Below are 24,826 nucleotides of genomic sequence, written 5' to 3'. Positions count from 1 at the left end.
GGTCAACCTCTGCGGTTATACCTGGTAATTGGCTGGCGAAGCGGTTTATGCAAACGCGGCAGTTTTGAGAGTAGTTTTGAGAAAGGCGGCGATGCGATCAACCGAAAGCGCCAACTGTTCCGGGGTTTGCACCAGCGCAAAACGCACATAACCTTCACCGGAAGGGCCAAAGCCCACCCCCGGGGCCACGGCGATTCCCGTGGCAGCCACCAGTTGCTTACAGAATTCGATCGACTGGTTTTCCCAAGGCGGCGGCAACTTAGCCCAGGCGAACATAGTTGCTTGGGGCGTTTCCAGGGGCCAACCAATCCGATTCATGGCGGCCACAAACGCATCCCGGCGATCGCGAAAAATGGCTAACCGTTCTTGCACATCGGCTTGGGGCCCCTGAAGCGCTGCGATCGCCCCCCTCAAGATGCCCTGGTATTGGTTAAAGTCCACGGCGGCCTTGACACTGCGCAGGGCCGAAATCAGGTCGCGGTTCCCGATGGCATAGCCCGCCCGAAAGCCGCCCATGTTGAAGGCCTTGGACAGGGTGAAAAACTCGATCGAAACCGTCTTTTCTGGATCCGCTTGCAGCACCGACGGCGGGCGATCGCCAAAGGCCATCCCGTCGTAAGCAAAGTCATGAATCAGCACAATGCCGTGCTGCTGACAAAACGCCACCGCCCGCTGAAAAAAGTCCAGGTTAGCGACCGCTGTGGTTGGGTTGTGGGGATAGTTCAGCACCATCAGCCGTGCCCGATCGACCACGGCCGGCGGAATTTGATCAAACTGGGGCAGATAGCCATGTTTTGCCAGTAGCGGCATCGGATAAACCTCACCGCCCGCCAAATGCACGCCGCCGTAGTGGGAGGGATAGCCCGGATCGCCCAACAGGGCCACATCCCCCGGGTTTAAAACCGCCAGGGGTAAGTGAGCGGTTCCTTCCTGGGAGCCAATTAAGGCCAGCACTTCCGTTTCCGGGTCGATCGCCAGGCCAAATTGCCGTTCGTAGCGATCGGCCACTGCCTGTCGGAAGGCCGCCGTATTGCGAAAGAGTTGGTAGCCGTGGGTGCTGGGATCCTGAAGCGCTTCCCCGATCGCCGCCAGCACGTGGGGCGAAGTGGGCAAGTCCACCGATCCCAGCGATAAATCCACAATTTCGTGGGTTTCAGCCGCCGCAGCCTTCGCCCGATCCATTTCCGCAAACACGTTAAATTGCAGCGGTTTCAGTCGATCGGCAAATTGCATGGATTGAAGCCTCAGGATGCTGCTGCGATGATCCTCAAACCGCGCTGGGCACTGCGCCCACATGCGGCTTGAGGAAGTCCGCCAACTTCTCCTTGGTCAGGGCCCCTTCGCTGGTGTCCAGCAATTGGCCATCCTGAAACAGTCGCAGGGCGGGCACCCCTTCCACCTGGCAATGTTTGACGCTGACGGGGTTAGGATCCACTTCCAATTTCACGATCTGGAGCCGATCGCCCCAGGTGGTCGCCGCCCATTCCACACTCGGACTCATCAACCGGCAAGGCCCACACCAAGATGCCCAAAAATACGCTAAAACGGGCGTTCCCGAGGCTCCCAGCACGTCGCTTTCAAATTCGGCATCCGAAATGACTCGCACTTGACTCACGATCGTTGTCCTTGCTTCTGAAAATTCGCCTTTTGCATCTTAAATCCACAGGTGTCTTGGCGGTAAGGGCAATATTTCGAGGGGGCGGCCGCCTGCGGGTTAGGTCGCAAAATGCGTTGATTCACCACTGCATGGGCAACGCATAGGGGCGCACGGCCGCACGCCCCCACCCGGACTCAATCGCGGTTTTGGTTTGGCGGTTTTGGTGTCCTGCCTACTTGGTGTCGTTGAGCTGACGGCGCAGGGCTTCCAACTCGGCATCGATCGCCGCGTCTTTTGCCTCCGTAGCTGGTGCGGCATTGCTGGCCGGCAGGGCCCCCGCTGGCGTTGAGGAACCACCCAACATTTGCGCCTTCATTGCCGCCAGTTCATCATCCACATCGCTACCGGCTTCCAGGGATGCAAATTGTTGCTCCAACGAAACGCCGCTCAGTTCCAACGCTGCCGTGGAGCGGGCTTCCATTTCCAGCACCTTTTCTTCCATCCGCTCAAAGGCGGACATGGCGCTGCCGGTGTTCATGGAGCTGAGGGCCCCTTGCAGTTGCTCGTTGGCCTTGGCGGCTTGGGCCCGGGCCTTGAGCATGTCTTTCTTGGTTTTGGCTTCCGAAATCTTCCCTTCCAGGGCGATCAGGTTGCGCTTGAGCTGATCCACCATCCCCACTTGCTGATCCAGTTGGCCCTTGAGGGCGGTGGCAGCTTCGGTCTGCACCTTTTTGCGGTTGAGGGCTTCGCGAGCCAAGCTTTCATCGCCTTTTTGCAGAGCCAGTTGGGCGCGTTGTTGCCACAGGTTGGCCTCACTTTGGGCCTGGTTATATTGCTGCTGAATTTTTTGTTGAGCGGAGATCGCCCGGGCAACGGCCTGGCGCATTTGCACCAGGTCTTCTTGCATGTCGATGATCGATTGCTCAAGGATTTTTTCGGGATCCTCGGCTTTGTTCACAAGGTCGTTGACATTGGCCCGAATCAGGCGGCTGACGCGATCGAAAAGGCCCATGACGGTGGCTCTCCTGCTGGTTAAATCGGGGAAGCGATCGGGATTGGGAAGCTTGGCCCCAAGGCCAACTGCTTTATCCAAACTACCAACTCCATCGGTCAACGGCCGCGTGATCAAGCCCGGCAGTTGCGATCGTCCTATTAGCCTAGATACCGAAAATCAGCAGCCCATGGCAAGTTCGGTTAGCTCTCCCGCCGTGATCGGCTATTGGGGGGCTGAGGGGCCCGGGCCCTGTGCAATTGCCCAAAACCGGGGATTTTGGCGGCTAGGAGGTTTGGGAATCGCCGCTGGGAACCGCTGCCGGGAATTGCCCAAGGACGGATTTGTGATGCTGCTGAATGATCGAAATTATCGAAGCTCCGGGGGGCGACGGGCTTTCAGTTGTTCTAAGTCCCGCTCTAGGCGCTGGTCAGACTCTAGGGTTTGGAAGGCCTGTTCCAATGGATCGCGACCGGCGGTCTGGGACAACTGGGCACGAGCTTCGAGTTCCATGGTCCAAGACTCCAAACGCTCCAGCGGATTGTTGGGCCGGCTCAGGTAATTCAGAGTGTCGTACATTCGTTGGGTGGCCATAGCCGATCGGGCGCGGGCCACGTACAAATCGCGCTTGGTGCGAGTTTCCAGCAGCTTGGCTTCCAAATCCCGCAGGGTGCTGCGCAGTTGGGCGATCGTGTCCCGTTGGGTTTCCCACTGTTCCTGAAGGTGGGCGGCTGCGTCTTGCTGACCGTGACACTGACTCAGGGCCGATCGGGCCCCTGGCTCGTCACCAACATTCAGCAACTGTTGGGCCCGTCGATACCAATCCTCAGCGGCGCGGGCGGCGGCCTCCCGTTGGCGCTCCGTGCGCTTTTGGGTGGCGATCGCCTGGGCCACCGCTTGGCGCAACTGCACCAAATCATCCTGCATGTCCATCAGGGCCTGATCCAAGGCCTGTTCAGGATCTTCCGCCTGGGCGATCGCCGCGTTCACATTGGCGCGCACCAGTTTCCCAAGTCGCTGCAATAGTCCCACGCTCGATCTCCTTCTGGCTCTTGCCCCGATCCTATCGCTTCGATCGTTCGGTGGGGCCTTTGGGGGGCGATGCCGTTGCGGTTGTTGACATCCTCCCCGTCCTAAAGGAGCGGGGATTCCGGCCCTAGGCAAACAACTGAAGTTGCTCGACTAGACCACGGGTTGACGCTTCATCGGCTGCTACCAGCGAACTGGATTTACGCTGGCCTCCACGTCCATTTTGAGTCTCGGACTGCCCGCCCGCGACTTGGATATTGATGGCCGCATTCACATCGCGATCGTGAATTGCCCCGCAGTGCATACACGTCCACTCGCGTACATCAAGGGGTTTCTTGCCGCCCAATTGACCACAAGATGAACAACGCTGACTGGTCGGTTCCCATCGGCTAATCACCTGGAAATCCCGCCCGTAGCGGATCGACTTGCCCTCGATCATCTGTCGGAAGCTGTACCAGCCAGCATCAGAAATTGCCCGCGCCAACTTGCGATTTTTCACCATGCCCGACACATTCAAATCTTCCAGAATGATCGCTTGGTTCTCGCGAACGATTCGGGTCGATAGCTTGTGCAGGAAGTCGGTTCGTTGATCCTTGATGCGGGCATGAATCCGAGCCACCTTGCGGCGGGCTAGATATCGGCGCTTGCTGTCCTTAACCTTGCGGCTGAGGGATTTTTGAGCACGGCGCAATCGCTTGAGGGATTTAGCCAACGGCTTGGGACTCAGCACCTTTTCACCTGTGGACAGGGTGGCGAAGGTGGTCAAGCCCAGGTCGATCCCCACTCCATCATTGATAGCCTTCAGGGCGATCAGATCCACTTCACAGACAAACGACGCGAAGTAGCGATCGGCTGCATCCTTGATGATCGTCACCGATGATGGATCCGATGGCAGTTCCCGTGACCACTTGACTCGTACACAACCGATCTTGGCTAGGTAAACCGAGTTGGGTTTAACCGAAAAACCGTTAGTTGTGAAGCGAATGGATTGAGTTGAGTGTTTCTTTTTGAACTTCGGAAATCCAATCTTGCGGCCGTTGCGCTCACCCTTCAAGCTTTTGAAGAAATTACGAAAAGCCAGATGGGCATCTTGCAAGGATTGGACTAACGGCACAGATGCAACTTCCGATAGCCATTCACGTTCAACGGTTAGCTTGGCTTGGGTAATCACCCGTTTCTGAATTTCAGTATCGCTAACTTTCTCCCCTTGCTGATAGAGGTCTTGACGCAACCGAATTGCATCGTTGTAGACCACACGAGCGCAACCGAACGTCTTCGCCAGCATTAATCTTTGCAGGCGATTGGGATAAATTCGGTAGCGAAATCGTGCTTTCATAACTAACATTATAAGCGGGGTTGATCGAAAAAGCCGCCCTAGAAGGGCGGGGCTTGTACCCTTTCTTTTGGTCAGCAATTGATCAATTACTACTCAACCGATCAATGACCGCTCAACTGATAATCATTTGCTGGCTGATGCTGACTGGCTTGCTGACTGTTGACTGAACCGGCCGATGACTGGCTGGTTTACGGATTGGCTCAGGGACTGGGCTTCGGGCTGGAACTGGGTTGGGAGCGGTTGCCGGCCGCAGATTGATTGCGACTATTGGGCTGGTTACGGTTAGCGGCGTTGCGATTATTGGGTTGGTTGCGATTGACGCTATTCGCATTCGGGCTAGGTTTGGCCCCTGGGCTAGCGGCTGGCCTGGGGGCAACGGGGCGATAGACCGTGGCGGGAATTCCGGCCGCCTTCAGTTGCTGAATGAGCTGGTTGGCCTGTTGTGCATTGTCCAAGGCCCCAAACTGAATTCGCCGCCCGATCGACAATTCCCGCACATAGGCATCGGCCACCTGTTTGCGCGCGGCAATCAGGCTAGCGGGGCCACTGTAGGGCCCCACCACATACCAACGCCCATCCGCACTCGGATTAGTCACCGCTGGAGCTGCGGGTGAGTTGGTTGGGGGATTGGCTGGAGCACGCTGGGCTTGGGGAAACGGCAAGGGGCTGGGGGCCGGTTGCGGGGCCAAGTTAGCCCCAGCGGGCGCGGTGGCCCCGATCGTTCCCGTGGGCATTGGCGGGCGATCGCCCAAAACCGAAAGGCTCTCCAGGCTCAAATCAGCAAACTCATCCCGCGTCAAATCCACCGTTACCCCAGTGGGAGCCGTGGGCAAAGGGGTGGGTTCCGCAGGGGGCAATTCTGCCAAAACCGGCTCTGGCGATCGAGTGGCCGGTTGATTCAGCCCGATCGCCCGGCCCGTTCGTTCCAAAAATCCACCCACCTTTAGCCAACCGTCACTGTCGGGATAGTTGCTGTAGTAAGTCCAAATTGTGCCCGACAGCATCACCAAAATCGTTCCGACCCCAATCCCCGTCCAGGTGGGTTCCTGTCTCCGACGCACCCGCCGCCGATCCCAGCCATTGCCATTGGCAGCCGGTTGGGCCCCCTCCAGCAGCATCGCCGCCTGCACCACAGACTTCGCCGCCAAGGGTGCATCCTCGCCCAACTCATCCGCCGCCGTCAGCAATCGAGGCGAAGCCGGGCGGCGGTTTTGCTGAGCCAAAGCCGCTTGCAAATCGCTAGTATCAGGCACAGGGGGCAAGCTCAGGGCCCCAGAAGCCTCCAGCGCCTCCGCAGAAGCCAACAGGGGCGGTTCTCCAGCCCGTTCCGGGGGCTTCAGAAAGAAGCGGCGAACAATGCCTTGGCGAGGGCCCCGCAGGCGACGATAGCGCGCGAGTTCCGCGTCTAAGTCCAACTCCATGCATTCCAACGCCAAGGACAGGCGACGGTGCAGGGTTGGCTCGGTCTCCGATCGCGCGGGTTGTTGGCGCGCTGGGCGGAATTTCATAGCGGTTTCGAGGCTCCTCGGTGCAGGGTTAATAATCACCCAAATGGTTCAACGTGACCAGGAAAGATGTGACCAGAAAAGATTAAACGAATGCCTCAGAGGGTGTCTGAAAAGCCAAAATGGATACACCGCTTCCCCCAGCGATCGATAGTGATCGACACAGACAAGGGGCTTAAGCCCCTTGCCCCGACGACAATTGGGGCTTGACTAGGGCTTCAAGATATTTTTCAAACATCCTCTCAGCGGGCTTGCTTCTCGCCTATTTTAGATTTTGCGAAGCGTTTGTCCAGATTAAACGCTGTTTGCTTAACCCATAAGGCTTTCCCACGGGTTCTGAATCTGAGCTGCTGCGATCTGAGCCGCTGTGATCTGATGTGATCTGAGCTGATGCAGCCTGAGCGAACCCAATCCGCGCAAATTCAACGCAGGTTCAACGCAGATTCAACCTGATCGAATTTAACCCGATCGAACTGATTCTGAGCCGCGAGTTGTGATTGGGTTCACGGAATTGTTGAGCAGGGCCATGGTCTGGATTCACAAGGCTGACTGGTTCGATCGATCCCGGTTGTTTCCCAAATCTCTGCTGATTAATCCCTTTGCTCCCCCGTACTTTCCATGGCCTTTGACCCGATCGATGGACTGCTCAAACGGCTTGACCAACACCCGGCTTGGCAGTCAAACCGATCTTTCCTGCAACTCTGTCAGCAATGGCGAGTCATTGTGGGCGAGGCCTTGGCCGGTCACACCCGCCCCATTTCCGTGCATCAGGGGGTGCTGTGGGTGGCGGTGTCCAATTCCGCTTGGGCCCAAACCCTGATGTTTGAGCGATCGCGCCTGACCGCCAAAATTAACCAATCGATTACGCCCCCTTTCAACCCGCCCCTGACCGACGCGCGATTTTCTACGGCCCGCTGGTTTGAAAATCGGTCTCAGTCGATCGCCCTGGGGCCCGCTGCCACTGCCCGATCACCCCAAAGATCCCAGCACCCTCCCGATCGACCCCGACCCGCCACCGCCACCGAAGCGTTTACCCAGTGGGCCGCTTCCGTGCAAAGTCAACTGAAGCGCTATGATTGCTGTCCCCATTGCGGGCGATCGACCCCGCCAGCGGAATTAGAGCGCTGGGGAGTTTGTAGTTTGTGCATGGTTGAGCGCTGGTCTCAAGACCGTTCACCCGGCTCTGGATCTTGAGATCAGCTTGTATTCAGCTTGCAGTTGGAAGCTCGATGCGCAAGCCAGAAACCCCAAGCCAGAAATCCAAGCCAGAAGCACAGGAACAGAAAAACCACAACTCCACAATCATATGAATGTGGGTGAATACAGATCAATACCAATTCAATATCAACGCGAAATCAATGCGAATCAATGCGAATCAATGCAAGCAGTGAAATGCGGGCGCTGGTTTCATGGAAGCCTCAAAACCTTGCGCAGAATTTGCTTGCAGGATTTGCTCACCAAAATTCTGGGAGGGTTTCTTGCGAAATTTCCTGGAAAAGGTATCAAAAATAGCTCAACTCGATTGATCCCAATCCCAAACTCATCGCAGATCCAAATGGCTTCCCGATCGAGCAATGAGGCCAACAGTATGTCCAAAAAAAATTGATCTCGAATGTCCTGCCTTCGTCAATTTCAAGAGATGTTGCCAAATATTGCGTTTTGTATGATGACATCTCTTGGGAAACGGTATTCTAGGTAACCGTTCACTCCTAGACTTTCATAACCTACCATTACTAAAAACCCAGGTTCCTAGCGCCATCAGAGAAAGCGCATACCCTTTTTAAAGACTTTTTAAAGTAATTGACAAAAACTCTTCAAAATGATTAACGATTGATTTTAAGTGATTTTTCTTTGATCCCCTAACTGATTTTTCAGGAAAATCAATGGGCTTCTGAAGAAACTTTCTGAAAAAGCCAAAGTGGAAGCTGAAGATAATCTAAATTTCTAAAAGTGTTTGGGATCGCTGAATCTCAGAGTAGATCTAGGTCTTAAGGACTTTTACAGCAATTCGTCTCAATTCCATAATGAAGTTAGCAAATTCTCAGCGGCGCTCTGCGTTGGCAGTGCAAAATATGAGTGCTACGCCCTTCCAAGTTTCTGCTTGCCGCCATTGTCGCTACTACACCCCAGAAGGGCGACGTGGTGGATATTGCGGTCAGTTTGATGCAGTGGTTCGTGCGGGCTGGAAGGCTTGTCCGCTCGCAATGCCAGCATTCGCTCCATCTTGGGAATCGTTAGAGCGGTTGGTTCACAGCCCCGCAGAAACGGGCGTGGCAATCGTGGCGACGGTGGAATTTAAAAATGAAGCGGCCCTGGCGGCCACTACGCCGGTTTTGCGATCGAATGCTTCTGCTTCCATTGCCTAGGGGATCAGTCACGCCGTTGGCAATCAAGGGCTGATGGATGCTAGCTTCAGGGTGCATCAAGCCCTCAATTCAGTGCCTAGCCAATCAGGCGATTTTCTGGTAGTAGTTCCCTGGGATCTTGCTCCGCTTTCAGGATGAATACTTAAAGATCGCGATCGGGTTTGAAATAGGGACTGAAACAACGATTGAAACCAACTTTGACCCACCATTAACGACTGATGGATGCGACTGGGTAAACGCCATGTCATCAATCATTCAAAAGCGAAAAATGAACCAGGAGACTAAGATACTCCTGGTTCATTTTTTTAGATCGGATTTTGTGTCAACTGGGCAAGGGTGAGCCTGATACTCAGAAACCCGAAAAAGGTTCCCTGCTATGGCTTAGGGTCGCCAGGGATAGCGACGGAAATTGGGCGATCGCTTCTCGAGAAAAGCCTGTTTGCCCTCGCTGCCTTCTTCGGTCATGTAATAGAGCATGGTGGCATTTCCAGCCAATTCCTGTAAGCCCGCTTGCCCGTCGCAATCGGCATTCAAAGCGGCTTTTAGGCAACGAATCGCGATCGGGCTTTTTTCGAGCACTTCTTGGGCCCAGCGCAGGCCTTCCGCTTCCAGTTCCGCCACGGGAACCACGGTGTTGACCAGACCCATATCTAAGGCCTGTTGCGCGTCGTATTGCCGACACAAAAACCAAATTTCCCGAGCTTTTTTCTGGCCGACAATTCGGGCCAGATAACTGGCTCCAAAACCGCCGTCAAAGCTGCCCACTTTCGGGCCCGTTTGCCCAAAAATCGCGTTGTCAGCGGCGATCGTCAAGTCACAGAGCAGGTGCAGCACATGGCCACCCCCGATCGCATAGCCCGCTACCAGGGCGATTGTCACCTTGGGGATCGATCGAATCAGCCGCTGCAAATCCAGCACATTCAACCGGGGCACGCCAGCCTCATCCACATAGCCCGCTTCCCCGCGAATGCTCTGATCCCCACCGGCACAGAAGGCATATTTCCCATCGGTGTGTGGGCCCGCGCCGGTCAGCAGAATCACACCCACGGCCGCATCTTCGCGGGCATCACAAAAGGCTTCGTACAGCTCAAACACCGTTTTGGGGCGGAAGGCGTTGCGCTTGTGGGGGCGGTTGATGGTGATTTTGGCGATGCCGTCGGCTTTGACGTAGAGGATGTCTTCGTAGGGTTTAACGGTTTGCCACTGAATGGTCATGGTTGGCTGGTTTGTTAATCAAAAATTGGATGCTTGACCAGCATAGGGGTTGGCGCGATCGCCCGGATGCGGGCCGGGCCGCGTCTTTGCCAATGGAGCCTTGCGCTCTGGAAATGGCATCTGTGACGAGGGGCACACCGCGATCCCCGATCGAGCCGTTAGCTTAGAGGGGATCCCATGCAAATGCACGATCGCACGTGATTTTTGATTTTGGGGCAAAACCCTTAAGGTTTCTGCAACAAAACAGCAACAGGGCGATCGGGCGCGTTTAGCCACTCACGACCGCTTCAACAGGAGGTAGTCCCCGTGGAAATCGGTGTTCCCAAGGAAATTAAGGATCTGGAATTTCGGGTGGGTTTGACTCCCCAGGGTGTGCGGGCGTTGGTCGATCGGGGGCATTCGGTACGGGTGGAAACCCAGGCCGGTGCGGGTGCGGGGTTTGGCGACGAGGACTATCGATCGGCTGGGGCGCGGATTGTGCCCGAAGCGGATTTGGCTTGGGACTGCGAGTTGGTGGTGAAGGTGAAGGAGCCGCTGCCCGGTGAATATGGCTTCTTGAAAACTACGCCGCTGTTGTTTACCTATTTGCATTTGGCGGCGGAGCGGCGCTTAACCGAGGCCTTGCTGAAATCGGGGATCAGTGCGATCGCCTACGAAACCGTGGAAACGCCCGATCGCCGCCTGCCTCTGTTGGCCCCCATGAGCGCGATCGCCGGGCGGTTGTCCGTGCAGTTTGGGGCCCGCTACCTGGAAAAACAACAGGGCGGGCGCGGAGTCTTGCTGGGCGGCGTGCCGGGGGTTGCGCCGGGCCGCGTCACGATCCTCGGTGGCGGTGTGGTCGGCACCGAAGCCGCCAAGATGGCCGTGGGCTTGGGGGCCAAGGTGCGGATCTTGGATGTGAATGTCGATCGCCTGAACTATCTGGAAACCCTGTTTGGCTCGCGGGTGGAATTGCTTTACAGCAGCAGCGCCGCGATCGAAGCCGTTGTGCCGGACACGGACTTGCTGATCGGCGCGGTGCTGGTGACTGGGCGGCGGGCCCCGATCCTAGTGGGGCGATCGCTGGTGGAACAGATGCCCACCGGAGCCGTAATCGTTGATGTGGCTGTCGATCAGGGCGGTTGCATCGAAACCCTGCGCCCCACCTCCCACAGCCATCCCACCTACACCGAATGCGGCGTGGTGCATTACGGCGTGCCGAATATGCCGGGTGCTGTGCCTCGCACCTCCACCCAAGCCCTGGAAAACAGCACCTTGCCCTACGTGTTGTCCCTGGCGGATCACGGACTGGCCGCGCTCGATCGCGACCCGGCCTTGGCGAAGGGCCTCAACATCAAAGACGGCCGGATCGAACATCCAGCCGTCCAAGCGGTTTTCCCAGATTTGTAGGAATGAGGAGGGGTCGCTAAAACCATCCACGGTTACGGCGTGATCAAAATCATCCCCATTCGGGTCGATCGAGACCCATCAACCCTGTAGGGGCGTACAGCGGTACGCCCCTACCCGGATTAATCCTCACTACAACGGAATATTCGTAACCGGCTCCGCGTCTTGGAACAACGGCGTGCTCAGGTAGCGCTCCCCAAAGCTGGGCTGAATCGCCACAATCAACTTGCCTGCATTTTCCGGGCGGCGACCCACCTGAATCGCCGCATAAATCGCTGCTCCCGAAGAAATCCCCGACAGCAAGCCCTCTTCCCGCGCCAGCCGACGACCATAGGCGATCGCCTCGTCATCCGTCACCGTAATCACTTCATCAATCAGATCCACCTTCAGCACCTCGGGCACAAACCCCGCGCCGATCCCCTGGATCCGGTGGGGCCCCGGTTGCCCGCCAGACAGCACCGGACTATTGGCCGGCTCCACGGCGATCGCCTGAAATTCCGGTTTTCGCTGCTTAATCACTTCCGCCACGCCCGTAATCGTGCCGCCCGTGCCCACACCGGAAATCAAGAAATCAATCTTGCCGTCCGTATCTGTCCAAATTTCCTCAGCGGTGGTGCGGCGGTGAATATCTGGATTTGCCGGGTTGCGGAACTGCTGCAACATATAGGCATTGGGAACCGTGTTGGCAATGTCCTGGGCCCGCCGAATGCAACCGCCCATCCCTTCAATGCCCGGCGTGAGTTCCAACTGTGCCCCGTAGGCTCGCAGCATGGCCCGCCGCTCGGCGCTCATGGTTTCCGGCATGGTCAAGATCAGTTGATAGCCCTTGGCAGCGGCGGCCATGGCCAGGGCAATCCCCGTGTTTCCAGAGGTGGGTTCCACCAAAACGGTCTTACCCGGAATGATCGTGCCGGCCTGTTCGGCGGCTTCGATCATATTGATGCCGATCCGGTCTTTCACCGAAGCGGAAGGGTTCATGCTTTCCAGCTTGACCAGCACTTCGGCCAGGCAGCCTTCCGCTTGGGGCAGGCGGTTAAGCCGAACTAGGGGAGTGCGGCCAATCAGTTCGGTGATGTTGTTGGCGACGTTCATGGGCATCTGGCTGGAACTCTCTCGTCAGGTCTGAGGGGGTCGATCGCCCCTATGGCACGGGTCGGATCGAACAACGAAGCATTGGGCAGTGAGTAGATCAGTCGAATCATCCGGCCATTCAGCCAGCCATTCAGCAAAAATCAAGCAACCGCAAGCAACCCAAAATATCCCGAGCCTTCTAAGGATTTTTTCAGTGCTCTTGATTGCCCCTGGGCAGCCATGATCCCCAGAGCCTAGATGTAATACATCAGGTCAAGTTGCTTGCGGGCATCTCGACGATCCTTGAGATCCTGGAGGGTGTAGCGTTGCAGCACGTCGTTGGCGGCTTGATCCACTTCAACCCAAATCTCGTAAATAATGGCGCTTTCGAGCGGGCGATCGCGCCCACCGTCGTTGGCAATGTTGGCATCGGCTCCTTCTAAACATCGCAGCACATCCAGCAGCGAGATCGTCCAGGGCGATCGCGCCAGCAGATAGCCGCCTTTGGCCCCGCGTTGGCTTTTGACCAAACCGCCTCGGCGCAGGGTGGCTAAGAGTTGCTCAAGGTAGCGATCGGGAATATCCTGATCGGCAGCAATTTGGCGGATTTGCAACGGCTCGTCGTCTTGGTAGCGATCGGCGAGTTGCAACAGGGCCAGAAGGGCATATTCGCTTTTGGATGACAGTTCCACGGGTGGAGAACCTAGGAGCGAGGCTGGATCCCCAAGCGCCCGATCGCCTCATGATCGTTGATCTGAATCATGGATCTAAGTCATGGATCTGAATCGTTGATCGGCGAGTCGATCGAGATAGCTGCGGGGCGATCCTAGTATACCCCGGTTTTCCGCTGGGTTTTGTAGGGTTTCGAGAGAGGTGTGGGGCATGGAAAATTCAAGCCAATCCGCCACGACTGAGCGATTGGCTAGGTCAGAAAAAGGCCTTCAGTCAAGACTTCCTAAGTCGCTGGCTCTGGCTCCAAAACGATATAACCCTTGATTACTGACGACTCTGGCAAGCTTAACAATTTGGCTTCCAGGGCCGAGGGAGTTAGCTGTTGGTCTTCCAACAACTTGTATTGGGCGACATAACCTTCAAAGACTGCGCTCCGAGCCAGTAGCTTTCGCAGAGTTGGGATCACCACTTGCTTTTCCTGGTCAAGCCCTAGCCCCGCATTTCGGCTGAGGCCCGATCCCAAGTTGCCCAGATTCGGGAGCCAGCCTCGGGCGTACCAGGTTTCATTCATCTTCAATCGCAGCTCATCTACCCAACCTAATCCCCGTTGTTCGGGCTGAATAAAGTCCATCCACTGGGCTAATTCCGTCACAGGAACCGTATCCGCAAAATCCGTAGCTAGGAATCGCTCGGGGTATTCACCAATCAGAATGTCCTTAGCGATGCGGCGGGCTTGTGCTTGCCAGAGTTCATTGACTTCCTGTGCTTCCTTACGAGCAATGTCTAGCATTCCTAGCTCTGCGGTGCAGCGGATTTGCGCTAAAGCAGTGAGAGAAAAATATTCCTCATGGGCGATCGTAACTTTCAGTGCCTGGGACTCCGCTAAGAGTTCCCGATAGCGCATGTGAATCTCCGCCAAGACATTCCGCGATTGATGCAAAATGGTGTGGCGATGGGCTGAATCGGTACGCTCATCAATTTTCAGTAAGGCATTTAAAGCGGCGAAAAGTTTGGCTCGTTCACTACTTTCAAGAAACGATTTGATCGCCTGCACTTCTTGCTGAATTTCCTTGAGCCGACTATCAATTTTGCTGAGCTTGTGGTTCATTGCCAAAAAACCAATCGAACTCACGGCCAGGCCCAATCCGGAAAAGACTGCTGCTCCGGTTGCCATTTGCAAAATTTGCTGAGTCGATTGAGACAGGACGCTAATTTGCCCTGAGAGTTGGAGGAGTTGCTGAGTATTTGCTTCTGTTAATTTTTGTAGGTCATGCAGTTGGACATTCGCGATGATTCCCGGTACAAAACTGAGTCCTGGAATAGCGCCAAAAAGATCAGAACTGATGGGGATTAGATGCCGAACAATTTGACCTCCTTGTCCTGTTCCAGCAGCCCAACGAATTACGCCACCATAGAGTTTGTACTGTCCAGCCACTAAGCCAACTAGGATTTCAGTGGGGATTGCGCGGGCAACTGTCCAGCCAGGAATCATGGGCTTTTATCCCTTAGATTTTGTGTCCCATAGATACAGCTATGATGCTTTGTGTTCAAGCATCAATCACTCTTAGGTTAGTGTAATCCTGATCTTGGGAAGCGAACCTAGCCAGTGATCAGCTTGACCAGCACAAAGGGCGCAACAATCATGGCCTGAAAACGAACATCGCCCGATCGATCCCACTCGGCAAGTTCGGCTTGGGTGGGTTTTGTGATCGCCTGTTCATCAATCCAGCGCTGCACGACGGCGGTGTTGTCGCTGGCCAGGGCCTCGCCCACTTCGGCCAAGTCCAAATCTGGCGTAACCACAATGACGGCATCGCGGCCGATGTGGGGCTTCAGCCAATCCCATTCGGCTAGGTCGATCGATTCCGTGAGGCTCGATCGCAGGTTGCCGCTGGAGGAGTCATCGGCCGGAAAATTGGGGTTGCTGGGTTCGCTATCCATGCGCTTGATGGGGGCAGGTGATTTAGGCGGGCCGCACCCGCATCAGAACTTGATCGAATTCGACGGGTTGGGCATTTTCCACCAAAATTTCCACCACTTCACCGCTGATTTCGGCCTCTAGCTCGTTCATCAGCTTCATGGCTTCGATGATGCAAACCGTTTGCCCCGAAGTGATTCGATCGCCCGGTTGCACAAAGGGCGGCTCGCCGGGGGCCGGGGCCCGGTAAAACGTGCCCACCATCGGGGACTTGATTTCCAGCAGTTTGGGATCGTTGAGGGGCGGTGGCGAGGCGGGCGGCGCTGCTGGCTCCAGAGGGGCGGCCGTGGTCACCGGGGCCGCGACCGGGGCGATCGGGGCCGCTGCCATGGCCACCGGGGCGATCGCCGTGCCTGCTGCTGCCGCCGCCACTGCCTTTCGCACGGTCAGCTCATAGTCACCTTGCTTGAGCGTCACTTCGGCAATATCCGTCTGGTTCAGAACCAGCAGCAGTTCCCGCAATTCGTCAAAGTCCAGCGGCACGGGTCGTCTCGCTCCTAATCGCAGAATGTTAAAGCGTTAAAGGGATTCAAAAAAGAGCCGTCCATGGGGCCTTGGGCCCAGGCTCCGAGTTGAAAAAGAGGCAATCTAAAGCAATGCAAACCAAGGCAATGCAAAATGCAGGATTTAGTCAGGATTTAGTTTAGAGAGCTGCCTGGTCTGAGGACGATCGCTTGGAGATTCCCAAGGGTTGCCCAGACCAAGGGTAGGGGCTGATTCAGTATCGGTTGTAACACTAATTGCCTAGCCCCTGGCGATCGGTCGTGGCGTTCCAGGGCCCAATCGCCAGGAGCTTCAGAAGGAAATTAATTTTCGCGGCCAAGGTACTTGTCTTCGCGGGTGTCAATCCGCAATTTTTCGCCCACGGAAATGAACAGGGGAACCATGACCGTTGCGCCGGTTTCCAGTTTGGCGGGCTTTTGGCCCCCGGTGGCGGTGTCGCCCTTCACGCCGGGATCCGTTTCCACCACTTCCAGAACCACGGTGTTGGGCAAGTCCACTTCAATCACCTTGCCGTTCCAGGTCACCACCTGGGCTTCCATCCCTTCTTTCAGGTATTTGACCCGATCGCCAATTTGGGCAGCGGAAATGTTCATTTCCTCGTAGGTCTTCATGTCCATGAACACATACTGCTCACCGTCCATGTAGGTGTGCTGCATGTCGCTTTTTTCCAGGGTCGCTTGTGGAACCGTTTCCCCTGCGCGGAAGGTGCGCTCAACCACGCTACCGGTCTGCACGTTTTTCAGCTTCGTGCGAACAAACGCTGCGCCTTTGCCGGGTTTGACGTGCAAAAACTCAACAACTCGCCAGACACCATTGTCTAGCTCGATCGTGACACCGGGGCGGAAATCGTTACTGGAAATCATCGGAAGCTGGTTTACAAAGCACCGCAGGCGGGCATAGGACGGGATACACTCTACCGCTTTTTGGGGCCGTTGGGTATTGGGCCTAGGAATCTGGAATCGACCGGGCTATGGCAAGATTGGAAGATTGGCAGTCTCCCGATGCGCCCATGGAAACGGGCGATCGCGCTGGGGCTGTTGCGATGGTTTGAGGGCTTGCGGGCTAGGGTTTAGGGCTTCCTTGCGAGTCCTGGGGGCTGGCTTGCGGGTGGGCTGGCGCAATTGCCGGTGTAGCCAGTGGTCAGCCAGCCGTCAGCCAGCCGTCAAGCAGCCATATTTTTTATTCACTTCGATTGACCTCGATTTATCTTCGATCATGGCTATTCCAAGGCGACTTAAGGCAGGGCAAACCCGCTCCGGGTGGGCGAAGACGATCGAAACCTGGACAGCGGTGGTCGATCGACAACTGCAACGACGGGAGCAAGGGTGGATGGGCGGTTGGGCGATCGCCCTGAGCCTGGTGATGGTGCTGTGGACGATCGGGGCGGCTCCCGCTTGGGCAGCACTGCCGGCCGGGAATGCCATCACTGACGGCAAGGCCCTGCTGCGCTATTCCTTGCCGATCGACAATGTGCCGATTCGCAAGGTGCAGTCGGAGGTGGAATCGATCGCCGGATCCTTGCGGGCTAAGCGTTGGAGTCCCGTGGCCACCAGCTTGAAAACGGCCGATCGGACGGTGACCTACAAGCGCAACCAGATTTTGGCGGCTGTTCGTCCCGATCGCCAGGAAGCCGCTGCCCAAAAGCTTGATCAGATTAGCGAGACGATCGCCAAGGCCCAAGCCGCCGTGGAAACCAAAAATAAGTCCACGGTTTGGGAACTGCGCCGGGAGATTTTGGACGCAGTGGGGGCGATCGAAGCGGATATGGTGCAGGGTTTCCCCTTTGAAGTGCCTGCTCAATATGCCAACCTGCCCCAACTGAAGGGCCGCGCCACGATCGAGATTGAAACCAGCAAAGGCAGCGTCACCGTGGTGGTGGATGGCTACAGCGCCCCCGTCACGGCCGGCAACTTTGTGGACTTGGTGCAGCGAGGCTTCTATGACGGGTTGCCCTTCACCCGTGCCGAAGATTCCTACGTGTTGCAATTTGGCGATCCGGCTGGCCCCGCTGAAGGCTTCATTGATCCCAAAAACAACGAATATCGCGCCATTCCCCTAGAAATCCTGGCCAGCGGCGACAAGGAACCCACCTACGGCATCACGCTCGAAGATGCGGGCCGCTATGGCGATTTGCCCGTGCTGCCCTTCTCGTCCTATGGAGCCCTGGCCATGGCCCGACCGGAACCGGATCCCGATGGCGGTTCGTCTCAGGTGTTTTTCTTCCTGTTTGAACCGGAACTGACTCCCGCCGGGGCCAACCTGCTGGATGGTCGCTATGCGGTATTTGGCTACTCGATTAGCGATGCCAAGGCGGTGTTGGATAAGATTCGCCCCGGTGACCAGGTGGTGAAGGCAACGGTGGTGGATGGGTTGGAAAATCTGGTGCAGCCCAGTTAGGTGCGGCGGGTTCTGAGTGATGCCGTTTGCCCAGAACCTGTCTTGCAGCGAACCCCTCCCCGAGGATTGAGTCCCCGCTTGGCCTGGATGCCAAGGGGGACTTTGCTTTGGGCGTTGGGAACCATTCCGGTTAGCTGGGTTGCTTGGGTTGCCTAGGTTGCGGGGTCATTATGTTTGGGTTGGGTGCGTTTGGAGTCAGTGCGAGAGCTTATGGACGCGGTGGAATCGTTGCGGTTGGCGGATGTGGGGGAAGCGGGGTTACTGGCGCGGTTGTTTACCTTTTGCGATCGCTCGGTGGTGGGTGATGACGCGGCCCTGTTGGACTGGCCCGAGGGTCGATCGCTCGTGGTCACAACTGATGTGCTGGTGGACGGGGTGCATTTTAGCGATCGCACCACCCCTCCGAGGTCGATCGGGTGGCGAGCGGTGGCGGCCAATTTGTCCGATTTGGCGGCCATGGGGGCAACGCCTCGGGCAATCACCGTGGGGCTGTCTCTGCCGGGGAATTGTGCGATCGACTGGGTGGAGTCTCTCTATGGGGGGATGGCCGATTGCTTAGCCCAATTTGGCGGGGCAATTGTGGGGGGTGATGTGACCCGATCGACTGTGGCCACGGTGGCGATCACGGCGATCGGGTCGGTTTTGCCCGATCAATCCCTCCAGCGCCACGCGGCCCAACCGGGAGATGCGATCGTCGTGACGGGTGAACATGGGGCTTCCCGTGCGGGGTTGGCCCTGCTGTTGACTGACTGGCCCCCGGAGGCTGCGGAACCTTCGGCCGCAGCGCGATCGACCTGGATTCGGGCCCACCAATACCCAACCCCCCGCTTGGACGTAATTGCTCAGTTGGATCAACTGAATCAACTGCGCCCCAGGCTGGCCGATCGCCCCCTGGCTGCCATGGACTCCAGTGATGGGCTGGCCGATGCGGTGGTGCAATTGGCCCAAGCCAGCGGCCTGCGGGCGAAACTGTGGGGCGATCGGCTACCAATGCCGGCGGGGTTGGTGGCGGCGGTGGGGCTGGCGCGGGCCCGCCATTGGACGCTCTATGGGGGCGAAGATTTTGAATTGGTGCTGTGTTTACCGCCGGATTTGGCTGCTGATTTGGTGCAGTCCTTGGGCGGTTCGGCGGCCATTGTGGGGGAAATGGTGGCTCCAGAGGCGGATCCTGAGGCGTTTTCAGAGGCGTTAACCCAGCAGCCGATCGCCTGGGTGGTGGATTCAGGGGCGATCGAACCGATCGGGCGATCGGCCAGCTTCCAACATTTCGGAACATCGGCCACCACCGGGCCCGCTTAAGGCTGTCCCGCTGGGCCAGGCCCAAGGCGGCTATGCCCAATTGGCCCAGGATTGAGCCATCATGATTGAGCAATGCTAGAGGCGCAAAATGCGGAGCTGTTCAACCGCAAAGCCACTGACCTGAGCCACTGACCTGAGCCATCTCCATGGGCCCATCGGAGCAACCAACATTGCCCATTGAAGAACCCACGATCGCCCCCATGGGCCTCGATTCCAATTCGCATCTCCCTGAGTCGGCGGCAAAAGATGCCCGTGATGATCGATCGAGCCTGGCCCCGATCGCCCCAGAATCAGCACCGGATTGGTCGGCAGTGATTGAGCAATTGCAAATTTTTCAGCGATCGCAACTTGACCAGCTTGCCCAAGACCTCGATCGCCTGAGCGCCGAGAAAACCCAATTACTGTTGGATCTCGATCGCCTAGCTCGCTATCGCCAACAACTGCGAGCACAGCCCGCTCCGGGACAATCTCTGTTGGATCCCACCAGCCAAGCTTGGGCCCAACAGTGGGCAAAACAACTGGCTCAACACATGGGATCCCACCTGAAAAGGGCGATCGACCAACGGTTTCAGGCCTTGGCTCAGGAATTGCGGCCCAGGGATTCCGGCGAGGCGATCGGCTCGCCCGTGGTGATCCATGGTCGTCTCAGTAGCACCGCGATTGAGCGACAATTGATGGCGCTGGATCAAACCCTGGCCCAAGTTTTCACCCATCTCCATCAAGACTTAGCGGCCTATGAACAGGCGCTGGCCCAACGACTCAGCCGATTGGCCCGGCGACAACAGCAGGGGGAATTGTTGTTGAAGCAAGTGATGGCTCGTTGGGAAACCTCGATCGCGCCCAATGCTCTCGCACCCGATTCCCTTGGGTCTGAGCTTGGGGTTCCTGAGCCTGAATCAACCGCGCCCGATCGGCCTGCTTCCCCGATCGCCCCCTTGTCCGATCCGGCTCCTGTGTTGTTCCCTCCCCCCCTTGTGGCCGTGAAACCCTCCGTCCCCCATCCTCAGACCCTGCGGCAACCGGGCTGGCTGTTGGCCCTGGTGGCGGCCCTGTTGTTGGCCCTGTTCAATGTGGCCCTGAAGCTGTTATTTACGGGCAATGCTCCGGAAACCCTGTTAGGGGTGGTGACCCTACCCGGCATCATTGCGCCAGGACTGGGCAATTCCCTGCTGATTTTGCTGTTGCGCACCCTGGCGATCGTCCTGGTGTTTCCAGCGCTGGCCACTTGGCTTTATCCCGCCACTTGGCAGGAAATTCGCCACCTGTGCCAAAGCCGCGATCGCCGGTCTTGGCAAATGATCTTGCTGAACGGCTTTTTCATGTTTGTGTCCCAAGTGCTGCTCTATGTGGCGATCGGGAATTTGCCGACGGGCTTGGCGGTCACCCTCTTTTTTCTCTACCCCGTCTTTACCCTGCCCCTGTCCTGGTGGCTATTGGGCGATCGCCCCACGGCCCTGCGCTTGTTTCTCACGGCCCTGATTCTGCTGGGGGGCGGCTTGGCCCTGCCCGAGGGGGGCCCGACCGCAGGCGATAACTGGGTGGGCCTCTCCAGCGGGCTAGCGGCCGGCGCAGCCTTCGCAGGCTATCTACTCACGGTGCAATGGGGAACCAAAACCTTGCATCCCGTGCCGTTCACCCTGGTTTCCTTCCTATGGGTGTTTGTGTTGGCTTGCTTTGGACTCATTGCACGGCCGGAGGCGGTGACGGTGCAGGTGTTGCCGGGGACTTGGGGCGGCCTGCTGTTGGGTGGAGTCATTTTGGGTCTGTTGACCTTGGGGGGCTACCTGCTGAATAACTTGGCGGTGCAACGGGTGGGAGCCGCTTGGACGGCCATTCTCAGCGCCTCGGGCAATGCTTTGACGGCCCTGGCGGCCTGGATTTTGATCCAAGAATCGCTGGCCGGGGGGCAATGGCTGGGCATTGGGTTGGTGACCCTTGGGGTGACGCTGCTGAGTGTGGAACAGTTGAGCAAGCCGCGCCGATCGCCCCGATCGCGCCAATCGCCCCAAAGCTAGGCCAGGTTAATCAACCATCGATGGTCTCGTGGGCCCCTTCTGAGACAATGGGGACGCTTTTGTCCTGATGCTTGCGTGCCGATGAAATCCTATTCGCTGCGATCGCCCGCCAAAATTAATCTCTATTTGGAAATTGTGGGCGATCGTCCCGATGGTTTCCATGAGTTGGCCACCGTGTTCCAGAGCATTGACTTGGCGGATCTCGTCCATGTGCGATCGGGAATGCAGGGCGTAATCCAAGTGGAGTGCGCCGCCGAGGGTGTGCCTAACGATGCCAGCAATTTAGCCTATCGGGCCGCAGCCCTGATGAGCGAGCGGTTTCCCGAAGCCTTCGCCAAATGTGGGGGCGTGGCGATCGAAATTGAAAAGCGAATTCCCGTGGCCGCTGGCTTAGCTGGGGGATCGGGCAATGGCGCGGCGGTGTTGGTGGGGCTGGACTTGGCCTGGGGCTTGGGCCTCACCCAAGGAGAATTGCAGGAGTTGGCGGCTGAGTTGGGATCCGATGTGCCCTTCTGTGTGGGCGGAGGAACAGCGTTGGCCACGGGACGCGGTGAGGTGCTGGATCCCCTCGCGGGGGTGGATCAGGTGTGGTTGGTGTTGGCAAAGTACCGCAGTTTGGGCGTTTCCACCCCCTGGGCCTATCAAACCTATCGCGCTCAGTTTGGGGCGGAATATGCCCGCACTCCAGAGGCCCAAGCGGCTCGGCATACGGCGGCCAAGTCTGGGCCCCTCGTGCGATCGCTCCAGGCCTTGGCTACGGGCGATCGAGCTGGTCTGTCGGGGTTACGGCCCCTGTTGCGCAATGACCTGGAACGGGTGGTGTTGCCGGCCCATCCCCAAATTGCGCAGTTGCGGGACTTGCTCGATCGCTTGGCCCCGCTGGGAGCGATGATGTCCGGTTCTGGCCCCTCGGTTTTCGCTCTGGCCGAATCCGCCAGCCAAGCCCAGGAAATCCAAGCCGCCGCGCGATCGGCCCTGCCGGATCCGGATTTAGAATTTTGGGTCACCCAATTCAGTGCGGCGGGCATTCGGCCCGTTAACCCATCGGTTTAGCGGTGGATTCAGCCGTGGATTCAGCTATTTATTCAGGGATTTACTCAGAGGTTAATTCAGGAGGCGGTGAATTCGTTTCCGCCAGGGGCAACCAAGCCACGGCCATCGTTCCCTGAGCGATCGGGGGAAGGAGTCGATCGGGAGTTTCCCGCAACCGCAACCGAGCAGGTAGGGCGATCGGGGGGCTAAACAGTTCCAAGCGGCCGCCCATCTGCGTCATCAACTGACGGGCGATCGCCAAACCCAACCCCGTGCCTGGAATCGGGCTGGCGGCCTGAATTCCCCGAAAACCGCGCTGAAACAGCCGCTCCAAGTCTGTTGGCGGGATATTGTTGCCCTGATTGCTGACCACCAGCGCCAGACCCCACCCGGCCGCGGGCGCATCTTGCCAAGCGGCGACCCGGGCCAGCACCTGCACCCGACCCCGATCGCAGGCGTATTTGATGGCGTTATCCAGCAAATTGCTAAACACCTCTCGCCAAGCCGTGCCATCGGCCAAAACCGGCGGCAAATCGGCGGGTAACGACATTTGAAACGATCGCCCGCGTTCGATCGCCACCGCTTCCGCCGCCGCAATCGCATCCATCACCAAGGCCTCGACTGGCCAAGGGGCGATCGTCACCCCCGGCAACAGCAGGGCCGCCCTGTTTTCGGTGGGGGCGGGCAATTCTGACGGTGAATGCTGGTCGGCACTGGGGGCCGCTGCCCCTGTCCAGTCCGGCGTATCAATCACTTGGCTAAAGTCCGTCAACATCCCTTGGAGTCGATCGCCCTCCCGCAGCAAGCTTTCCAGATGTGGGCGTGATCGATCCTCGCCCCCCAACCGCTTCAGCACCAACTTGCCGAATGTCCGAATGGCCGTCAGGGGATTGCGAAACTGGTGCAGCCAATTATGTAGTAATTCCGCCTGGCGCTGTTGCGTGGTCTGTTGTTGGCGATAGGCCGCCTCCAGCAGTTGATTGCGGCGATCGAGTTCGCAGGCCGCCGCCAAGGTCACCGCCACCCGCCCCGCCTGCTGGCGATCTTTGGGAGTCCAAGGTTTAGGGCGATCGAGCACCAACAGCCCCAACATCATCCCCCCTCGGGCCAAGGGCAGCACCAATCGGCCCGGGTGGGGTTGGGGATTGAATAGGGGATTCAACGCGGGGTCAACGGCTGAATGGGAATTGGCTGAATGGGAATTGGTGGAATGGGCAGAGGCTGAATAGTCAGCATCCGTGATCTGGTTAACCGCCGGAGGAATTGCTTCCGGCGCGATCGAGAAGTCCAGCACGTCCGGCCGATCGCCCGCTTGGTGACTAACCTCAGTCTCAGGCGCGATCGCAGAGGTGATCTCCGCCGGAGCCGCTGCCCAAGGGCCCGACCCCGACAGCAACCGCGATCGGCCCCGACTGCGCGATCGGCCCGTTCCCGTTTCCCCCAAAAACTGCGTCTTGGCCCGAGCCGGATATTCCAACACCGGCATCCAAGCCGGTTCCGCCGTTCCCGACCAATCCTGCGCCAAATACACCACACCCCGTCCCAGGTGCAGCGTTTCCGCCATCAAGGCCAACTGCGCTTGGCACAGGGCCAAAAAGGTTGAACTCGCCATTGCTCGCCACTCCCCCCTGGGGGCCTCCATCGGGGAACATTCGCGGTTGCCAGGGATTGGGGAGCGGCCGCGCCCGGTTTCCCGCATGGGGAGATCGCCGGCTTTGTGAAGAATTACGGCGTTGCTCTCCCCAAGGCTTGAGAACTCCTTAAGCTGGAGCTATCTCAAACCGCTTCTATTCAAATTGCTCCATCTAAACTGATTAAAAACCATTAAAAAGCCGCGAGGGATCGCAAGAACCTGGGGCGACAATTGTGCAAAATCCAGGCGGTCTCTAGGTTTCTGGATGGGCCAGCACTCACAATCAAACTGCTAAGAAATCGACAGAATAAAACATTGTAATTGAATTCATGTCGATCAATTAAAACAAGTTGAAATTTTGGCGCAAAGGCGATATACTTTGCACGGCTTTTGTAACCGTCACTACACTTATCTTGGCACGGGAGGTAAGGAGGTTGGCAAGGAGACGCAAGCGCAAGAGCCGTCGGCGGCAAGAAGGGCGACGGATTCTTGAGAATGTGCCACAGTATAGCATCGAATGTGGCGAAGATAAGCCGGTCACGGCCGCTCGCAAATTCATTAAGGCAGAGGGAATTCATCCCCCCGCTTTGGTGTTGGTGAAGCGCAACGAACACACCACGGATCGCTACTTTTGGGCCGAAAAAGGGTTGTTCGGAGCGCAATACGTTGAAGAAAACCACTTCCTGTTCCCGAGTCTTCGGCTCTGGGGCGATCAAGAAGGGGATGTGCCTGCTTTGGGAATGGTGGCCGCTGCGGCCCGCTAAGTCCATGGCAACAAAACTGAAACCCGCGTTGTGTGG

General features: G+C 57.5%; 23 protein-coding genes. 9 read left to right on the top strand and 14 right to left on the bottom strand.

Going from position 1 to position 24,826, the window contains the following annotated elements; genetic code table 11:
• Positions 1-45: 45 nt before the first annotated feature.
• The 6 genes from H6G53_RS03540 to H6G53_RS03515 form a co-directional block, all read right to left on the bottom strand.
• Positions 46-1,233: an LL-diaminopimelate aminotransferase gene (locus tag H6G53_RS03540; protein ID WP_099531525.1), complete on the bottom strand. Its 1,188-nt coding sequence runs from the start codon at positions 1,231-1,233 to the stop codon at positions 46-48.
• 34 nt (positions 1,234-1,267) lie between these two features.
• Complete coding sequence (locus tag H6G53_RS03535; protein WP_099531524.1) at positions 1,268-1,618, bottom strand: co-chaperone YbbN; 351 nt, start codon at positions 1,616-1,618, stop codon at positions 1,268-1,270.
• Positions 1,619-1,829: 211 nt separating this feature from the next.
• Positions 1,830-2,609, bottom strand: coding sequence for a PspA/IM30 family protein (locus H6G53_RS03530; RefSeq protein ID WP_190528753.1), 780 nt, complete (start codon positions 2,607-2,609; stop codon positions 1,830-1,832).
• Between the two features lie 348 nt (positions 2,610-2,957).
• Positions 2,958-3,620, bottom strand: a complete 663-nt coding sequence (locus tag H6G53_RS03525; RefSeq protein WP_190530929.1) for a PspA/IM30 family protein — start codon at positions 3,618-3,620, stop codon at positions 2,958-2,960.
• Positions 3,621-3,744: 124 nt separating this feature from the next.
• A complete protein-coding gene (locus H6G53_RS03520; protein WP_190530928.1) occupies positions 3,745-4,953 on the bottom strand; it encodes an RNA-guided endonuclease TnpB family protein in 1,209 nt (402 codons plus the stop codon).
• Between the two features lie 200 nt (positions 4,954-5,153).
• Complete coding sequence (locus H6G53_RS03515) at positions 5,154-6,461, bottom strand: SPOR domain-containing protein (protein ID WP_190530927.1); 1,308 nt, start codon at positions 6,459-6,461, stop codon at positions 5,154-5,156.
• A gap of 615 nt (positions 6,462-7,076) precedes the next feature.
• Here H6G53_RS03515 and H6G53_RS03510 point away from each other — a divergent pair.
• From H6G53_RS03510 to H6G53_RS03500, 3 genes are all read left to right on the top strand, one after another.
• Complete coding sequence (locus tag H6G53_RS03510) at positions 7,077-7,652, top strand: DciA family protein (protein WP_190530926.1); 576 nt, start codon at positions 7,077-7,079, stop codon at positions 7,650-7,652.
• Positions 7,609-8,064, top strand: a complete 456-nt coding sequence (locus H6G53_RS03505) for a hypothetical protein (RefSeq protein ID WP_190530967.1) — start codon at positions 7,609-7,611, stop codon at positions 8,062-8,064. Before H6G53_RS03510 ends, H6G53_RS03505 begins: the two co-directional genes overlap by 44 nt.
• A gap of 418 nt (positions 8,065-8,482) precedes the next feature.
• The gene (locus H6G53_RS03500) at positions 8,483-8,824 is read left to right on the top strand and encodes a hypothetical protein (RefSeq protein ID WP_099534814.1); all 342 of its coding nucleotides are present in this window, start codon (positions 8,483-8,485) and stop codon (positions 8,822-8,824) included.
• Positions 8,825-9,205: 381 nt separating this feature from the next.
• On the opposite strand, the gene menB is transcribed toward H6G53_RS03500, so the two are convergent.
• Positions 9,206-10,039, bottom strand: a complete 834-nt coding sequence (menB, locus tag H6G53_RS03495) for a 1,4-dihydroxy-2-naphthoyl-CoA synthase (protein ID WP_190530925.1) — start codon at positions 10,037-10,039, stop codon at positions 9,206-9,208.
• A gap of 306 nt (positions 10,040-10,345) precedes the next feature.
• Here menB and ald point away from each other — a divergent pair, with 306 nt between their 5' ends.
• Complete coding sequence (gene ald, locus H6G53_RS03490) at positions 10,346-11,428, top strand: alanine dehydrogenase (protein WP_190530924.1); 1,083 nt, start codon at positions 10,346-10,348, stop codon at positions 11,426-11,428.
• Between the two features lie 129 nt (positions 11,429-11,557).
• On the opposite strand, the gene cysK is transcribed toward ald, so the two are convergent.
• The 6 genes from cysK to efp all read right to left on the bottom strand — a co-directional run bounded on the left by cysK (position 11,558) and on the right by efp (position 16,513).
• Entirely contained in the window at positions 11,558-12,517 is a 960-nt protein-coding gene (gene cysK / locus H6G53_RS03485) for a cysteine synthase A (protein WP_190530965.1), read from the bottom strand.
• Between the two features lie 233 nt (positions 12,518-12,750).
• Positions 12,751-13,188 carry an Rrf2 family transcriptional regulator gene (locus H6G53_RS03480; protein ID WP_190528741.1) on the bottom strand — a complete coding sequence of 146 codons (438 nt, stop codon included), beginning with the start codon at positions 13,186-13,188 and terminating at the stop codon, positions 12,751-12,753.
• A 263-nt stretch (positions 13,189-13,451) separates the two neighbouring features.
• A complete protein-coding gene (locus H6G53_RS03475; protein ID WP_190528740.1) occupies positions 13,452-14,300 on the bottom strand; it encodes a hypothetical protein in 849 nt (282 codons plus the stop codon).
• Positions 14,301-14,767: 467 nt separating this feature from the next.
• On the bottom strand, positions 14,768-15,109 hold the full coding sequence (locus H6G53_RS03470) for a DUF2288 domain-containing protein (protein WP_190354367.1): 342 nt from the start codon (positions 15,107-15,109) through the stop codon (positions 14,768-14,770).
• 22 nt (positions 15,110-15,131) lie between these two features.
• The gene (gene accB, locus H6G53_RS03465; protein ID WP_099534809.1) at positions 15,132-15,629 is read right to left on the bottom strand and encodes an acetyl-CoA carboxylase biotin carboxyl carrier protein; all 498 of its coding nucleotides are present in this window, start codon (positions 15,627-15,629) and stop codon (positions 15,132-15,134) included.
• Between the two features lie 323 nt (positions 15,630-15,952).
• Positions 15,953-16,513 carry an elongation factor P gene (efp, locus tag H6G53_RS03460; protein ID WP_099534808.1) on the bottom strand — a complete coding sequence of 187 codons (561 nt, stop codon included), beginning with the start codon at positions 16,511-16,513 and terminating at the stop codon, positions 15,953-15,955.
• Positions 16,514-16,979: 466 nt separating this feature from the next.
• Here efp and H6G53_RS03455 point away from each other — a divergent pair, with 466 nt between their 5' ends.
• From H6G53_RS03455 to ispE, 4 genes are all read left to right on the top strand, one after another.
• Positions 16,980-18,047: a peptidylprolyl isomerase gene (locus H6G53_RS03455; RefSeq protein WP_190354526.1), complete on the top strand. Its 1,068-nt coding sequence runs from the start codon at positions 16,980-16,982 to the stop codon at positions 18,045-18,047.
• Between the two features lie 210 nt (positions 18,048-18,257).
• The gene (gene thiL, locus H6G53_RS03450; RefSeq protein ID WP_190530923.1) at positions 18,258-19,346 is read left to right on the top strand and encodes a thiamine-phosphate kinase; all 1,089 of its coding nucleotides are present in this window, start codon (positions 18,258-18,260) and stop codon (positions 19,344-19,346) included.
• A 146-nt stretch (positions 19,347-19,492) separates the two neighbouring features.
• Positions 19,493-21,361 carry an EamA family transporter gene (locus H6G53_RS03445; protein WP_190530922.1) on the top strand — a complete coding sequence of 623 codons (1,869 nt, stop codon included), beginning with the start codon at positions 19,493-19,495 and terminating at the stop codon, positions 21,359-21,361.
• Between the two features lie 81 nt (positions 21,362-21,442).
• The gene (gene ispE, locus H6G53_RS03440; RefSeq protein ID WP_190530921.1) at positions 21,443-22,414 is read left to right on the top strand and encodes a 4-(cytidine 5'-diphospho)-2-C-methyl-D-erythritol kinase; all 972 of its coding nucleotides are present in this window, start codon (positions 21,443-21,445) and stop codon (positions 22,412-22,414) included.
• Positions 22,415-22,454: 40 nt separating this feature from the next.
• On the opposite strand, the gene H6G53_RS03435 is transcribed toward ispE, so the two are convergent.
• On the bottom strand, positions 22,455-24,005 hold the full coding sequence (locus tag H6G53_RS03435) for a sensor histidine kinase KdpD (protein ID WP_190530920.1): 1,551 nt from the start codon (positions 24,003-24,005) through the stop codon (positions 22,455-22,457).
• A gap of 455 nt (positions 24,006-24,460) precedes the next feature.
• Between H6G53_RS03435 and H6G53_RS03430 the strand changes: the two genes are divergently transcribed.
• On the top strand, positions 24,461-24,790 hold the full coding sequence (locus tag H6G53_RS03430; protein ID WP_099534815.1) for a DUF3155 domain-containing protein: 330 nt from the start codon (positions 24,461-24,463) through the stop codon (positions 24,788-24,790).
• Positions 24,791-24,826 lie beyond the last annotated feature (36 nt).

This window comes from Limnothrix sp. FACHB-406 (genome assembly GCF_014698235.1).
GTDB lineage: Bacteria > Cyanobacteriota > Cyanobacteriia > CACIAM-69d > CACIAM-69d > CACIAM-69d.
The sequence above is the reverse complement of the archived record's forward strand: the minus strand, read 5'-3'. Positions and strand labels throughout refer to the sequence as shown.